This window comes from Streptomyces sp. P1-3 (genome assembly GCF_050613155.1).
GTDB lineage: Bacteria > Actinomycetota > Actinomycetes > Streptomycetales > Streptomycetaceae > Streptomyces.
In genome coordinates, this window is record NZ_CP192512.1 from 3,256,052 (window position 1) to 3,270,715 (window position 14,664).

Annotated in this window: 12 protein-coding genes; 3 read left to right on the forward strand and 9 right to left on the reverse strand. The window is 73.1% G+C overall.

The features are described 5' to 3' along the window. The first annotated feature begins 23 nt into the window (after positions 1–23). On the forward strand, positions 24–845 hold the full coding sequence (locus ACQUSR_RS13645) for a VOC family protein (protein WP_431042834.1): 822 nt from the start codon (positions 24–26) through the stop codon (positions 843–845). Here ACQUSR_RS13645 and ACQUSR_RS13650 read toward each other — a convergent pair. The 6 genes from ACQUSR_RS13650 to ACQUSR_RS13675 form a co-directional block, all read right to left on the reverse strand. Then, positions 820–2,136: a geranylgeranyl reductase family protein gene (locus ACQUSR_RS13650; protein ID WP_431042835.1), complete on the reverse strand. Its 1,317-nt coding sequence runs from the start codon at positions 2,134–2,136 to the stop codon at positions 820–822. The two genes, ACQUSR_RS13645 and ACQUSR_RS13650, sit on opposite strands and share 26 nt — an antisense overlap. A gap of 153 nt (positions 2,137–2,289) precedes the next feature. After that, complete coding sequence (locus ACQUSR_RS13655) at positions 2,290–2,985, reverse strand: demethylmenaquinone methyltransferase (RefSeq protein ID WP_431042836.1); 696 nt, start codon at positions 2,983–2,985, stop codon at positions 2,290–2,292. A 91-nt stretch (positions 2,986–3,076) separates the two neighbouring features. Then, complete coding sequence (locus ACQUSR_RS13660) at positions 3,077–3,721, reverse strand: imidazolonepropionase-like domain-containing protein (protein ID WP_431042837.1); 645 nt, start codon at positions 3,719–3,721, stop codon at positions 3,077–3,079. Positions 3,722–3,778: 57 nt separating this feature from the next. Next, positions 3,779–4,978 carry a cyclic dehypoxanthinyl futalosine synthase gene (gene mqnC / locus ACQUSR_RS13665; RefSeq protein WP_431042838.1) on the reverse strand — a complete coding sequence of 400 codons (1,200 nt, stop codon included), beginning with the start codon at positions 4,976–4,978 and terminating at the stop codon, positions 3,779–3,781. A gap of 91 nt (positions 4,979–5,069) precedes the next feature. Beyond that, a complete protein-coding gene (locus ACQUSR_RS13670) occupies positions 5,070–7,643 on the reverse strand; it encodes a serine/threonine-protein kinase (RefSeq protein WP_431042839.1) in 2,574 nt (857 codons plus the stop codon). Between the two features lie 162 nt (positions 7,644–7,805). After that, positions 7,806–8,699, reverse strand: a complete 894-nt coding sequence (locus ACQUSR_RS13675; RefSeq protein WP_431042840.1) for a menaquinone biosynthetic enzyme MqnA/MqnD family protein — start codon at positions 8,697–8,699, stop codon at positions 7,806–7,808. A gap of 293 nt (positions 8,700–8,992) precedes the next feature. Between ACQUSR_RS13675 and ACQUSR_RS13680 the strand changes: the two genes are divergently transcribed. Continuing rightward, complete coding sequence (locus ACQUSR_RS13680) at positions 8,993–9,196, forward strand: cold-shock protein (protein ID WP_003984261.1); 204 nt, start codon at positions 8,993–8,995, stop codon at positions 9,194–9,196. A 171-nt stretch (positions 9,197–9,367) separates the two neighbouring features. Here the strand turns inward: ACQUSR_RS13680 and ACQUSR_RS13685 are convergent, their stop codons facing one another. From ACQUSR_RS13685 to ACQUSR_RS13695, 3 genes are all read right to left on the reverse strand, one after another. Then, positions 9,368–9,667 carry a hypothetical protein gene (locus ACQUSR_RS13685; RefSeq protein ID WP_431042841.1) on the reverse strand — a complete coding sequence of 100 codons (300 nt, stop codon included), beginning with the start codon at positions 9,665–9,667 and terminating at the stop codon, positions 9,368–9,370. Positions 9,668–9,788: 121 nt separating this feature from the next. Continuing rightward, a complete protein-coding gene (locus ACQUSR_RS13690) occupies positions 9,789–11,702 on the reverse strand; it encodes an AMP-dependent synthetase/ligase (RefSeq protein ID WP_431042842.1) in 1,914 nt (637 codons plus the stop codon). A 142-nt stretch (positions 11,703–11,844) separates the two neighbouring features. Beyond that, positions 11,845–12,456 (reverse strand): TetR/AcrR family transcriptional regulator, encoded by a 612-nt coding sequence (locus tag ACQUSR_RS13695; protein ID WP_431047565.1) that lies wholly within the window; start codon positions 12,454–12,456, stop codon positions 11,845–11,847. Between the two features lie 199 nt (positions 12,457–12,655). On the opposite strand from ACQUSR_RS13695, the gene asnB reads away from it, so the two are divergent. Next, on the forward strand, positions 12,656–14,590 hold the full coding sequence (gene asnB / locus ACQUSR_RS13700; RefSeq protein ID WP_431042843.1) for an asparagine synthase (glutamine-hydrolyzing): 1,935 nt from the start codon (positions 12,656–12,658) through the stop codon (positions 14,588–14,590). Positions 14,591–14,664 lie beyond the last annotated feature (74 nt).

Below are 14,664 nucleotides of genomic sequence, written 5' to 3' on the forward strand. Positions count from 1 at the left end.
ATCCGCGGAAGGAGCGAGCGCCCATGCTCACCACCGACTACACGCCCGGGAGCCCCAACTGGCTCGATCTCGGCGCCCCCGACGTCGAGGCGGCCGCCGCCTTCTACACCGGGCTCTTCGACTGGACGTTCCACTCCGCGGGCCCCGAGGCGGGCGGCTACGGGTTCCTGCGCAAGGACGGCAGGACGGTCGCCGCGCTCGGCCCGCTCGCCGACGAGGGCGCCAGGCCGGCCTGGACGCCGTACTTCCACACCGCCGACGCGGACGCGACCGCCGCGACGGTCGAGCAGGCGGGCGGCACGGTGCGGGTGGCGCCGATGCGGGTCTTCACCGCCGGACGGCTGGCCGCGTTCACCGACCCCGGCGGCGCGGAGTTCGCCGTCTGGGAGCCCGGCGACACCCTGGGCCTGGAGGCGGTCAACGACCCGGGCACCCTGTGCTGGACCGAACTGCACACCACCGACCGGGAGGCCGCCCGGACCTTCTACCGCGCCGTCTTCGGCTGGGACAGCACGGACATGCCGATGGGCGACCTGCCCTACACCGTGCTGTTCCGGGGCGGCGGCGGGCGGGACACCTCCTTCGGCGGCATCGTGCCGCTGGCGTCCGCCGGTACCCCGCGCTGGATCCCCTACTTCGAAGTGGCCGACTGCGACGCGGTCGTCGCCGACGCCCAGCGGCGCGGCGGCACGGTCGTGGCACCCGCCGCGACCGCGGAGGGCATCGGGCGGATGGCGCACCTCGCCGATCCGCACGGAGCGCCCTTCGCGGTCATCACGAGCACCGACGCCGCAAGCTCCAACGCGGCGAGCCCCGACGCTACGAGCGCGGCGCCACCTTCGTGAGGCCGTTGATGACGCGGTCCATCGCGTCGCCGCCCTGCGGATCGGTGAGGTTCGCCAGCAGCTTGAGGGTGAAGCGCATCAGCATCGGATGGCTGAGGCCGCGCTCGGTGGCCAGCTTCATGACCTTCGGGTTGCCGATCAGCCTCACGAACGCGCGGCCGAGGGTGTAGTAGCCGCCGTAGGTGTCCTTGATGACCTTCGGGTAGCGCTGGAGGGCGAGTTCCCGCTGCGCCGGGGTGGCACGGGCCTGTGCCTGGACGATCACGTCCGCCGCGATCTGGCCCGACTCCATGGCGTACGCGATGCCCTCGCCGTTGAACGGGTTGACCATGCCGCCCGCGTCGCCGACGAGCAGCAGCCCGCGCGTGTAGTGCGGCTGCCGGTTGAAGGCCATCGGCAGGGCGGCACCACGGATCGGGCCGGTCATGTTCTCCGGGGTGTAGCCCCACTCCTCGGGCATGGAGGCGCACCACGCCTTGAGGATCTCGCGCCAGTCCAGCTCCTTGAACGACGCGGAGGTGTTGAGCACGCCCAGCCCCACGTTGGAGGTGCCGTCGCCCATCCCGAACACCCAGCCGTAGCCGGGGAGCAGCCGCGGCTGCGGGCCGCGCCGGTCCCACAACTCCAGCCAGGACTCCAGGTAGTCGTCGTCGTGCCGGGGGGAGGTGAAGTACGTCCGCACGGCCACGCCCATCGGGCGGTCCTCGCGCCGGTGCAGCCCCATGGCCAGCGACAGCCGCGTGGAGTTGCCGTCGGCCGCCACCACGAGCGGGGCGTGGAAGGTGACCGGGGTCTTGTCCTCGCCCAGCTTCGCCCGCACACCGGTGATCCGGCCCGTACGGTCGTCGATGAGCGGCTCGCCCACGTTGCAGCGCTCGTACAGCCGGGCCCCGGCCTTCTGCGCCTGCCGCGCCAGCTGCTCGTCGAAGTCGTCGCGCTTGCGGACCAGGCCGTAGTCGGGGAAGGAGGCCAGCTCCGGCCAGTCGAGCTGGAGCCGGACGCCGCCCGCGATGATGCGCAGCCCCTTGTTCCGCAGCCAGCCCGCCTCTTCGGAGATGTCGATGCCCATGGCGACGAGCTGCTTGGTGGCCCGCGGGGTGAGGCCGTCGCCGCACACCTTCTCGCGCGGGAAGGCGGTCTTCTCCAGCAGCAGGACGTCGAGACCGGCCTTGGCGAGGTAGTACGCCGTCGTCGAACCGGCGGGCCCGGCGCCGACGACGATGACGTCGGCGGTGCGCTCGGATGCGAGGGACTCGGCGGAAGCGCTCTCGGCGGATGCGGACTCGCTCACGAAAGGTCTCCCGGAGGACTCGGTATCGGTAACTCGGTTACGACTGCGACGTGCCGGGCACCCCGGGCACGGGACAAGTGCAGTCTATGGGGGGCGTACGGCACGCCGACGTCAGCGGTCCGCGTCCGGCGTCGGCCGGTCTGCCTTCCGGCGTCAGCCGGTCTTCGTCGCCCGGTGCATCGCCACGACGCCGCCGGTGAGGTCGCGCCAGGCCACCCGCGACCACCCGGCCTGCTGGAGCCGGGCGGCCAGCCCCGCCTGGTCGGGCCAGGCGCGGATCGACTCGGCGAGGTAGACGTACGCCTCCGGGTTGCTGCTCACGGCCCTCGCGACGGGCGGCAGCGCGCGCATCAGGTACTCGGTGTACACGGTGCGGAACGGCGCCCACGTCGGACGGCTGAACTCGCAGATGAGCAGCCGCCCGCCCGGCTTGGTCACGCGCAGCATCTCGCGCAGCGCCCGGTCCGTGTCCTGGACGTTCCGCAGTCCGAAGGAGATCGTGACGGCGTCGAAGACCCCGTCCGCGAACGGCAGCCGGGTCGCGTCACCCGCGGTCAGCGGCAGCGACGGGTGCCGCCGCTTGCCTTCCCGCAGCATGCCGAAGGAGAAGTCGCAGGGGACTACCTCGGCGCCGTGCTCCATGAAGGGCAGCGAGGAGGTGCCCGTGCCGGCGGCGAGGTCGAGGACGCGCTCGCCCGCGCGCGCGGCGAGGGAACGCGCCACCGCCTTGCGCCACAGACGGGCCTGTCCCAGCGAGAGCACGTCGTTGACCAGGTCGTACTTGGCCGCGACGTCGTCGAACATCGCGGCTACTTCGTGGGGCTGCTTGTCCAGAGTCGCTCGGGTCACGTCCCTATTGTTCACCCTTGGGTTCGCGGGCCCGGTGCCGGGGCTTCTCTCCCTCACCCCGCCCTGTCGCGAGACCGGGGGCGGGCACGCCTCAGCGGCGGCGGTGCAGCAGGCGGCCCCCCAGGACGGTCGCCACGCAGCTCCGCGCCCCCGCCTCCGCCAGGGTCACCGGCGTGGCGTCCTCCGCCAGGACGTCGAAGACCGCGAAGTCCGCCCGCGCGCCGGGCGCCAGCGTCCCCGCGAACCCCGCCCCGGTCGCGGCGCCCTCAGACGCCTCAGACGCCTCAGACGCCTCAGACGCCTCAGACAGCAGTGCCATACCGGACCGCGCCACCGCCGTGCGCGTCTCCGGCCGGGTGAACGGGCCGACCACCGCCGTGACGCCGCCGCGCAGCAGCCGCTGCACGCCGCGCCGGGCGCTCTCGCCCCATCGGGCATCGGTCATCCCGAGCGCCGTCAGGGCCTCGCCGGTGACCGGCTCGGTGCCCAGCGCGTCGGCCTCCCGCGGGTCCGGGTGGTACGCGGCCTCCAGGAACTCCGCCGCCCCGCCACGGACCAGCCCGGGGGTGAGGACGCCGGGCCAGCGCCGCACCCGGGCGCGCGGATACGCGGCGGCCACCTCCTCGTACGGGCCGAGCGCCGCGATCCGGTCGCCGTCGACGGCGACCGCCCCGCCGGGCAGCGGCGCACACCCGGCGCCGGGCACGAGCAGGTCGGCGGTGTGGATCGTCAGCATCGAGGCGCTGCCGCTACGTCGGTTCGTCCGCTACGTCGGTTCATCCGGTGCTCGGCGTCAGTTCGTACCGATCAGCTTGAGTTCCGGGTGGGCCGTGCCGCCCTCGATGGCCGTCGAGGACAGGTGCGAGACGACCCTGTCGTCGACCGGGTCGTTCGCCGGGTCGTCGTGCACCACCAGGTGCTCGTACGTCGTCGCACGCTGCGCCGGGACCCGGTCCGCCTTGCGGATGAGGTCGAGCAGTTCCAGCCGGTTGGACCGGTGCCGGGCACCCGCCGAGGAGACGACGTTCTCCTCCAGCATCACCGAGCCGAGGTCGTCCGCCCCGTAGTGGAGGGAGAGTTGGCCCGCCTCCTTGCCGACGGTCAGCCAGGAGCCCTGGATGTGCGCGACGTTGTCGAGGAACAGCCGCGCGACCGCGATCATGCGCAGGTACTCGAAGACCGTGGCCTGGGTGCGGCCCTTCAGGTGGTTGTTCTCCGGCTGGTAGGTGTACGGGATGAAAGCCCGGAAGCCACCCGTGCGGTCCTGTACGTCGCGGATCATCCGGATGTGCTCGATCCGCTCGGCGTTGGTCTCGCCGGTGCCCATCAGCATGGTGGAGGTCGACTCGACGCCGAGGTTGTGCGCCGCCTCCATGATCTCCAGCCAGCGCTCGCCGGACTCCTTGAGCGGGGCGATGGCCTTACGCGGGCGCGCCGGGAGCAGTTCGGCGCCGGCGCCCGCGAAGGAGTCCAGGCCCGCGGCGTGGATACGGGTGATGGCCTCCTCGGCGGAGACACCGGAGATCCGGGCCATGTGCTCGACCTCGGACGCGCCGAGGGAGTGGATGACCAGCTGCGGGAACTCCTTCTTGATGGCCGAGAAGTGCTTCTCGTAGTACTCCACGCCGTAGTCCGGGTGGTGGCCGCCCTGGAACATGATCTGGGTGCCGCCCAGTTCCACGGTCTCGGCGCAGCGCCGCAGGATGTCGTCGAGGTCGCGGGTCCAGCCCTTGGCGGTGTCCTTGGGCGGGGCGTAGAAGGCGCAGAACTTGCACGCCGTCACACACACGTTCGTGTAGTTGATGTTGCGCTCGATGATGTACGTCGCGATGTGCTCGGTGCCCGCGTACCGGCGGCGGCGGGCCGCGTCGGCGGCGGCGCCCAGGGCGTGCAGCGGCGCGCCGCGGTACAGGTCGAGTGCTTCCTCGGGGGTGATCCGGCCACCGGCGGCAGCGCGGTCGAGCACGGACTGGAGGTCTGTGTTCTCGGTCACCGGGTCGTCCCTTTCGGAGGGGTTACGGACGGACTTGACCAGCGTACGCCAGCGTTTCCGGCCGTTCGTGGCGGGACCCCGGGCCCCTTGGTCAGGCGCCGTCCTTGGTCAGGCGGGACGACGGCTTGCCGCCGTCCGGGTCCTGCGACGTGAACAGCAGGGTGCCGTCGTCCTGGAGCGCGAAGGTCGTGGTGGTGGTGTTGTGCGTGCACAGCGCGCTGGTCGGCTGGGAGTCGTCCGTGCGCTCCACGAGTTGGATCCGCTTGCCGTCGGCCGACGTCAGCTCGGACTTGGCGTGGCAGGTGATGCCGACGGACTGGACCTTCACCTCGTAGCGGGTGCGGATGACGACGTCGCCCGGGTTCCCTGCGGTGATGGTCGCGGTCATCGTCCCGTTGGGCGTGCCGTTCTGCTGCTTGACGCCGCCCGTCCACGTGCCGATGAACGACTTCGGCACCGAGCCGGTCGAACCGTCCGGCGCCGTGTAGCCCGGATCCGGGGTCTGCGGCCCCGAGCCGTCCTGATCCGCGTTGTCGGGGCCACCGGTGGACGGCACCGCGCTGGCCCGGGGCGGCCTGGCGCTGCGGTCCTTCGCGTCCTCACCCCCGCCGGGCAGGAGGCCGAAGACGAACGCCCCGGTCGTGGCGACGGCGAGCGCGCCCGCGACGGACAGCACCAGGCTGCAGCTCACCGCCTTCGGCCGGTCCTTGCCGCCGATGGCGGCGGAGACGGCGATACGGCGGCTCGCGCCGCCGCGGGGAGCCGCCCCCTCGGTGGCCGCCGCGCCGGGCGGTACGGAGGAGGGCGGCACGCTGGGCTGCGTCGGGGGATGGTCCGCGGCCTGGGTGTGGGGGTGGGCCTGGGCTGCGGCCTGGGCTGCGGCTGGTGCCTGTGCGGGGGCGCCGGGGCCTCGGTCGCCGTACGAGGGATCGGGCGGCCCGAACGTCCCCGGCGACGCCACCTCCGCCCCGACGGTCGGCTCGGTGAACGGAATGAGCCCCGAGGGCAGCCCGGCAGCGGGCACGGGGCCGGAGCGTCGCCCCGCCCCCGGCGCGGGGGCCGCATCCGCATCCGCGGCCGGGGCAGGGGCAGGGGCAGGGGCTGAGGCCGGGCCCGAAGGCGGGGCCGAAGACGAAGGTGATGCCGGGGCCGAGGGCGGGACCGAATCCCACGAGTCCGACGAGTCGGAGGAGTCCGACGGCGGGGCCTGTCCCGGGACCGACGACAAGCCCGACGGGGCGTGGAGGGAGCCTGCCGCCGACGAGGTCCAGCCCGGACCCGGGGCCTGAAGCGGACCCACCGCAGGCTGGGTCGGGCCCGGCCCCTCGACCGCCGGGGCCTCGGCCTGGGCTGCCGGGGCCTGAGCCTCGGCAGCCGGGGTCTGGCTCTGACCCGGGGCATCGGCCGACGGGACCTGACCCAGACCCGGTGCCTCTACCGACGAAGACTGACCCGGGATCCCCGCCGACGGGGACTGGCCCAGGCCCGGGACTCCCGCCGACGGGGACTGGCCCAGGCCCGGGACTCCCGCCGACGGGACCTGACCCAGACCCGGGACCCCCACCGACGGGACCTGACCCAGACCCGGGACCCCCACCGACGGCGACTGGCTCTGGCCCAGGGCCTCGACCGACGGGGACTGGCCCGCAACCCCCACCGACGGGGACCGGCCCGGGACCCCGGCCGACGGGGACCGGCTCTGGTCCAGGCCCAGGCCTTGCGCCTCGGCCGACGACGGCGGTGGAGGAGACGGCACCGGGGCCGTCGCCTCCAGGTCGAGCAGGGCCACCGCCTGCCGGCTGACCCGCTCCACCAAAGGGCCCGGCAGCCAGCCCGGCCCGGCGAGCGCCGCGGCGCCGCCCGTCGGCGCGAGCCCGCGGACGATCTGCTCCGGGGTCGGCCGGTCGGCCGGTTCCTTGGCCAGGCAGGCGGCGACCAGGTCACGCAGGTCTCCGGTGAGCCGCGGGTCGAGCCGGGCCTCCTCGTGGACCACCTTGTACAGCAGCGCGGCCGAGCTGTCCCCCGGGAACGGCCCCGCACCGGTCGCCGCGTACGCCAGCACCGCGCCCAGCGAGAAGACGTCCGCGCTGCCCCGCACCGGCTGGCCGAGGATCTGCTCGGGCGACATATAGCCGGGCGAGCCGATCGAGGTGCCGGTGGAGGTGAGGGACACCGTGCCGTCGACGGCACGGGCGATGCCGAAGTCGATCAGCCGCGGGCCGTCCAGCGTGAGCAGCACGTTGGAGGGTTTGACGTCGCGGTGGACCAGGCCGAGGGCGTGCACGGTGGCGAGCGCCTCCGCGAGCCCGGCGGCCAGCGCCCGTACGCACGGCTCGGGCAGCGGACCGGTGTCGCCGACCGCCTCGCTCAGCGGCGGTCCCGCCACGTAGCCGGTGGCCACCCAGGGGACGGCGGCCTCCGGGTCGGCGTCCAGGACCGGCGCGGTCCAGTCGCCGCCGACCCGCCGGGCGGCCTCCACCTCCCGCCGGAACCGGGCGCGGAACTCCTCGTCCGCCGTGAGATGCGGGTGCACGACCTTCACGGCGACCGTACGGCCGCCCGCCGTGCGCCCCACGTACACGCGGCCCATACCGCCCGCGCCGAGCCGGCCCAGGAGCCGGTACGCCCCGATGACCTGCGGATCGTCCGCTTGCAGCGGATGCATCGCGTTGCCTCCCCCTCGACTGGCGCCGATCCAGCTTAGGGCGCGACCGGCGCCTGAGGGGGACGGCTTCGGCAGTCGACGGACGGGCGCCCCGCACTCGCCGGACGGGCCGCCCCCCGTCGTCAGGCGGGCTGCGCAGTCGTCAGGCCGACCGTGCAGTTGTCAGGCGGGCTCGGCCTGCGGCAGCAGGTCCACCCGGACGTCGGCCGGGTAGCCCAGGGCCGGGGCCGTGCGGCGGGCGAACTCCGCGATGCCCGCCAGCTGCTTCTCGCCGAGGCTGAAGTCCAGGGTGGTGAAGTACCGCTCCAGCACCGGCGCCGTCAGCGCCTCCCAGCGCGCGGCCTGCTCGGCGACCTTGGTGACCTCGTCCAACGACAGGTCGCGCGAGGCGAGGAACGCCTCGTGGACCTTGTGTACGATCCGCGGCTCCCGCGCCACGTACTCGCGGCGGGCGGCCCAGACCGCGAAGACGAACGGCAGCCCGGTCCACTCCTTCCACATATGCCCCAGATCATGGACCTGGAGGCCCAGCTTGGGGGCGTAGTGCAGATTGGCGCGCAGCGCGGCGTCGCCGATGAGCACCGCCGCGTCCGCCTCCTGCATCATCAGGCTGAGGTCGGGCGGGCAGGAGTAGTAGCGCGGCTGGACCCCGTAGCGCTCCGCGAGCAGCAGCCGCGCCAGCTCCACGGACGTACGGGACGCGGAGCCGAGCGCGACGCGGGCCCGGTCCAGCTGCTCCAGCGGCAGCTGGGAGACGATCACGCAGGACATCACGGGGCCGTCGCAGCCCACGGCGATGTCCGGCAGCGCGACCAGGTCGTCGGCGTGCCGCAGGTACTCGACGAGGCTGATCGGAGCGATGTCGAGGTCTCCGCGGACCAGCTGATCGTTGAGCGCGTCAGGGGTGGCCTTGGTGAGCTCAAGATCAAGCAGGGTGCCCGTGCGGGCGAGGCCCCAGTAAAGGGGCAGGCAGTTGAGGAACTGAATGTGACCGACCCGCGGCCGGCTCCGGTGGTGACCGGTGGCGGTGGCGGCGGCAGGGGCTGAATTGTCCACATACGGAGGCTAGCCCTGGAGGTGTGCGGTACTGCGCCGGGGGTACGCGCCGGGCGCGCCCGAACCTGCGCGACCTGCGGATCTTCCCGCGCACCGACCGCTGGAAACACCGCATTATCGTGATCTTCGGCTCTTTCCTCGCGCGCGCGCGCCGTGCTAGGCTCGCCGCAAGTTGCAGTTTGGTTTCCCTTGCAGTACAGAGCCTGCGGAGCATGTGACCCGCAGGCTTTTGTAATTTTCAGACTTCTTGCAGGTTCTGGAGCAGGGCGACCCTTTGGCCCAAGGAGGGCTTTATGGCTACCGGAACCGTCAAGTGGTTCAACGCCGAGAAGGGCTTCGGCTTCATCGCCCAGGACGGCGGCGGTCCCGACGTCTTCGTGCACTACTCCGCGATCAACGCCTCTGGCTTCCGCTCCCTGGAGGAGAACCAGCAGGTGAACTTCGACGTCACCCAGGGTCCGAAGGGCCCGCAGGCGGAGAACGTCACCCCGGTCTAAGTTGCCCGGGCCGACCGATCGCGGTCGACGTGTAGTACCCGATGTGCAGTACCCAAGGAGCCCTGCCCCCGCTACGGCGGAGGAGCGGGGCTCCTGCCTTTTTTCGGCGACCGCCCCTTCTCGGCGGTCGCCTCGGTCGCCCCTCAGCGGCCGCCTCTCGGGGGCCGTCTCTCAGTGGTCGTCCCAGTGGCCCTCGTGTGCGGCGTGCCGGTGACCGAGATGGACGTAGTCCACATGATCGCCGTGCTGGAGCTGCTGGTGGCCGCAGGCGGGGCCGTGCTGGTGAGCGTGGTCCGGGTGCTCGATGTGCTCGGCGGGCTCGCATTCATCCCAGTGGCCGTCATGGGCGCGGTGCAGATGGCCGTCGTGCGCGTAGTCCACGTGGTCGTTGTGCGGGATCTGCGGGTGGCCGCAGTCGGGGCCGTGGACGTGGCCGTGACCTGAATGCTGCTGGTGGGCGGCGGTCGTCATCCTCTCACTCCCAGTGATTGGCTACACGTTGCCCCTTTCGCACTATACGCCCGACCTGCCGCCGCACCGCCCGACCCGCTGTCGCGCGCCCCGCCCCCGCTATCGCGCGCCCCACCCCCCGCTATCGCTCGTAGAGGCCCTCGATCTCCTTGGCGAAGTCGCGCGCCACCGCCGCCCGCTTCAGCTTCAGTGACGGCGTCAGATGCCCAGACTCGTCCGTCCACTCCCCCGGCAGCACAGCGAACCGGCGGATCGACTCGGCCCGCGAGACAAGGGCGTTGGCGTCGTCGACAGCGCGCTGAAGGTCCGCCAGCAGTTCCTCGTCCGCCACCAGCAGCCGCACCGGCATGTCCTGCTTCTTGTGCATCTGCCGCCAGTGCGCCAGCCCCTCCGGTTCGAGGGTGAGCAGCGCGGTGACGTACGGGCGGTCATCGCCGACCACCATGCACTGGCCGACCAGCGGATGCGCGCGCAACCGGTCCTCCAGCGGGGCGGGCGCCACGTTCTTGCCGCCCGAGGTGATGATCAGCTCCTTCTTGCGGCCGGTGATGGTGAGATAGCCGTCGGCGTCCAGCGCGCCGATGTCGCCGGTGGCGAACCACCGCTCCCCCGCCCCGCCCTCGTGCCCGGTCGGCGCGCCGCGCCCCGCGTCCCAGTACCCGGCGAAGACCTGGCCGCCGCGGAGCAGCACCTCGCCGTCGTCCGCGATCCGCACCGCGGTGCCCGGCAGCGGCCAGCCCACCGTCCCCAGCCGGGGTTTGAGCGGCGGCATGAGCGTGGCGGCCGCGGTGGTCTCCGTCAGCCCGTACCCCTCGAAGACCTCGATGCCCGCTCCGGTGTAGAAGGCGCCGAGCCGACGGCCGAGCGGCGAACCGCCGCAGATGACGTGGCGGACCCTGCCGCCGAGCGCGGCCCTGATCCGGCGGTAGACCAGCGGGTCGTACAGCGCGCGGGCCGCGCGCAGCCCCCAGCCGGGGCCCGGCCCCGTGCCGTGCTGCGCGGCCTCCTCCGCCTCGCCGTACCGCGTGGCCACCCGGGCGGCCCGGTCGAAGGAGGCGGCGCGGCCCATCTTCTCGGCCGTGGCCCGCCCGGTGTTGAAGACCTTCTCCAGCACGTACGGGATGGCGAGCAGGAACGTCGGCCGGAAGCCGGCCAGGTCGGCGAGCAGGTCCTCGGTCCGGATGCTGGGCGCGTGGCCGAGCCGGACGCGCGCCCGCAGACAGCCGACGGCGACCATGCGTCCGAAGACATGGGACAGCGGGAGGAACAGCAGGGTCGAGGCGGGGTCCCTGCTGGCGGACCGGAAGACCGGGTGGAGCAGCTCCGTGGAGTTGTCCACCTCCGCGAAGAAGTTGGCGTGGGTGAGCACGCAGCCCTTGGGGCGCCCTGTGGTGCCCGAGGTGTAGATGAGCGTCGCGACGTCCTCCGGCCCGCGCTCCGCCCGCCGCCGCTCCACCGCCTCGTCGGGGACGTCCCGGCCCGCCGCCGTGATCTGGCCGATCGCCCCGGCGTCGAACTGCCACAGGTGGGCCAGGGCCGGCAGCTCTCCCCGCACCCCGCTGATCAGCCGGGCCTGTTCGACGCTCTCCACCGCGCAGGCCGCCGCCCCCGAGTCCCGCAGGATCCAGCGCGCCTGATGGGCCGAGGAGGTGGGGTACAGCGGGACGGTGACCAGCCCCGCGGCCCAGGCGGCGAAGTCGAGCAAGGTCCATTCGTACGTCGTACGGGCCATGATGGCGAGCCGGTCACCCGGCCGCAGCCCGTGCGCGATCAGCCCCTTGGCGGCGGCGCGCACCTCGGTGGCGAACTCCGCCGCCGTGACGTCCCGCCAGTTCCCGTCCGGCCGCCTGCGGCTGAGGACCGGTTCGGTGGGTGCCTCGGCCGCGTTCTCGAAAGGGATCTCGGCGAGGCTGCCGTGTGTCACGGGGGGTACCAGTGGCGGGACCTCCGCCTGCCGGGGCACGCCGGCCACGACGTCCACTTCAGGCGCGACGTGGGTGGGGCTGGGGCTGGTCGGTGCTGAGCGCTCTGCCATGGCGACTCCTGACCCGTCAGTAACCTTACGAAAAAGTAAGGCCGGGCCGAAGGCCATGGGAAGCCCCGTGACAGCGGGAACCGCGGCGCACGGAGGCGTTCGGCGGCGCCGGCGGTCAGGGACAGCACGGCCCCTCAGCCCATCAGGGCGACCACGCCTGCCCCTGCGTCAGATTCCCCAGCCCCGCCCACGCGAAGTTCATCAGCGTGGCCGCCGTCTCCTTCGCCGACGGGCCGCCCTCCGCACCCGCCCATTCCGCCAGCGACTCCGCCGCACCCACCAGGGCCTGCGCCAGCCCCGGCACCTCCTGCCCGGCCATCCCCAGGGCGCACCCCGCCTCCTGGGCCGCCGCAGCGATCTGCCGGGTCACGAGTTCCACCATCTCCGCCCGCATCGCCGCCACCTCGCGCGCGAACGGCTCCCCCTGCGTACGCGCCTGGACATGCAGCAGCGCCCATCCGTCCGGGTGCGCCGCGGTGTGCGCGAAGAAGCCGTGCAGCCCGCTCCACAGCTGCCGGTCCGCTGCCGCGTCCGGCTCCACCGCCGCCCGCACGGCCGCCACCAGCGCCGCCGCCTCCCGCCGGATACAGGCGGTGAACAGCTCTTCCTTGGAATTGAGATACAGATAGACCAGCGGCTTGGAGACCCCCGCCAGCTCCGCGATCTCGTCCATCGAGGCGGACCGGTATCCGCACCGGGCGAAGGTCCGCACCGCCGCGTCCAGCATCTGCTGCTCCCGGACCGCCCGCGGCATCCGCTTGCTCTTGACCCCGTCCACGTGTCCCCTCCCGCCCCCGTTCCCCATCCCCCGTCACCCTCCGCCAAGCGTACGTCCACCGAATGCGACACCGGACGGGGCGACCCCCACTGATGATCAAGGAATTGGCCAGACCCGTGCCCTAGATTCCTCGTACAACTGCCCGGAATACCGGGATGAAGGAGGCATACGCGACGTGTGCGGCGTAACGGGCTGGGTGGATTTCGAACGGGACCTGACGGCACAGCGCGATGTGCTTCTCACCATGACCGGCACCATGGCCTGCCGCGGCCCGGACGACGAGGGGCTGTGGAGCAGCCGCCACGCGCTGCTCGGCCACCGCAGGCTGGCCGTCATCGACCCGGCGCGCGGACAGCAGCCGATGGACGCGACCCCTCCCGCCGCCGTCCTCAGCTATGGCGGCGAGGTGTACAACCACCGCGAGCTGCGTGCCACCCTGGCCGCCCGCGGCCACCGCTTCCGCACCGCCAGCGACACCGAAGTGGTGCTGGCGGCCTACCTCCAATGGGGCGCGGACTTCACCGAGCACCTCGACGGCATGTACGGCTTCGCGCTGTGGGACACCCGCGCGGAGCAGCTCCTCCTCGTACGCGACCGGCTCGGCGTCAAACCCCTCTACTACCACCCCACGCCCACCGGGGTGCTCTTCGGCTCCGAGCCCAAGGCGATCCTCGCCCACCCCTGGGCCGAGGCCGTCGTCGACCTCGACGGCATGCGCGAGCTGTTCGCGCTGGCCAAGACGCCCGGCCACGCGGTCTACCGGGGGATGTACGAGGTCAGACCGGGCCATGTGGTGCGGGTGAGCCGCGCGGGCCTGCGGACGCGTCCGTACTGGTCGCTGCGTACCGCCGAGCACACGGACGGGCTCGCCGCCACCGTCGGCACCGTACGCGACCTCCTCGACGACGCCGTCACCCGCCAGCTCGTCGCCGACGTGCCGCGCTGCGCCCTGCTCTCCGGCGGCCTGGACTCCAGCGCCGTCACCGCGCTGGCCGCCCGCCGCCTGGCCGTACGGGACGAGGGCCCGCTCGCCTCCTTCGCCGTGGACTTCGCAGGCCCTGACGCGGGCCTCGACGCACGCCCCGGCACGGGCGGCAACGCCGACTACGCCACCGACGCCGACCGCGCCGCGGACGCCGACGCCGACGCCGAGCGTGCCAGCCCCGACCGCCCGTACGCCCACGCCGTCGCCGCGCACACCGGCACCGATCACACCGACATCGTGCTGCCCGCCGCCGAGCTCGCCGACCCGCTGCACCGCACCACGACCCTCATCGCGCGCGACCTCCCCATCGGCCGCGGCGAGCGCGATACGTCCCTCTACCTGCTGTTCAAGGCCGTACGGCGGCATTCGACCGTCGCGCTGTCCGGGGAGGCCGCGGACGAACTCTTCGGCGGCTACGCGTGGTTCCACGACCCGCGCGCGCTCGCCCGCGACACCTTCCCATGGGTCGCGGAAGGCGAGCAGGGCTTCGCGGGCACCCTGGACCAGCTGCTGGCGCCCGCCCTGCGCCGGCGCCTCGGCCTCGCCGCGTACCGGCGCGACCGCTACCGCGAGGCGCTGGCGGAAGTCGAGCACCTCCCGTACGGACCCGGCCGGCCCCGCGGCGCGGACGCGCACGAGCGGCGCATGCGCGAGGTCACCCACCTCGCCCTGACCCGCTTCGTACCGCGCCTGCTGGACCGTAAGGACCGCATGTCGATGGCCAGCGGTCTGGAGGCGCGCGTGCCGTTCTGCGACCACCGCCTGGTGAGTTACGTGTACAACGCGCCCTGGTCGGTGAAGACGCACGACGGCCGTGAGAAGAGCCTGCTGCGCGCCGCCACCCGCGACCTGCTGCCCGCCGCCGTCGCCGACCGCCGCAAGAGCCCCTACCCGTCCACCCCGCACCGCGCCTACACCCGTGCCGTACAGAGGCAGTTCGCGGCGCTGGCGGCTGACCGGGACGCACCCGTGCACGCGCTTCTCGACGCGGGCTGGGTGACCCGGACGGCGACCGCGCGGACCTCCGGCACCGCCCTGGACGACTACCTGGCCCGCTTCGGCATGGAGTGCGCACTGCTGCTGGACGCCTGGCTGCGGCGGTACGCGGTACGGCTGGACCTCTGACCGCCCTTCGTCCCCGTCCGGCGGGCCCCGGACCCGACACCCCGGACCCGGACCTGGGACCCCGGAACCCCCCT

Bases quoted from the DNA above. Each gene is read 5' to 3' on its own strand.
- ACQUSR_RS13645 (WP_431042834.1), top strand. From the start codon at position 24: ATGCTCACCACCGACTACACGCCCGGGAGCCCCAACTGGCTCGATCTC.
- ACQUSR_RS13660 (WP_431042837.1), bottom strand. From the start codon at position 3,721: ATGCTGACGATCCACACCGCCGACCTGCTCGTGCCCGGCGCCGGGTGT.
- ACQUSR_RS13670 (WP_431042839.1), bottom strand. From the start codon at position 7,643: ATGCATCCGCTGCAAGCGGACGATCCGCAGGTCATCGGGGCGTACCGG.
- ACQUSR_RS13680 (WP_003984261.1), top strand. From the start codon at position 8,993: ATGGCTACCGGAACCGTCAAGTGGTTCAACGCCGAGAAGGGCTTCGGC.
- ACQUSR_RS13685 (WP_431042841.1), bottom strand. From the start codon at position 9,667: ATGACGACCGCCGCCCACCAGCAGCATTCAGGTCACGGCCACGTCCAC.
- ACQUSR_RS13690 (WP_431042842.1), bottom strand. From the start codon at position 11,702: ATGGCAGAGCGCTCAGCACCGACCAGCCCCAGCCCCACCCACGTCGCG.
- ACQUSR_RS13695 (WP_431047565.1), bottom strand. From the start codon at position 12,456: ATGCCGCGGGCGGTCCGGGAGCAGCAGATGCTGGACGCGGCGGTGCGG.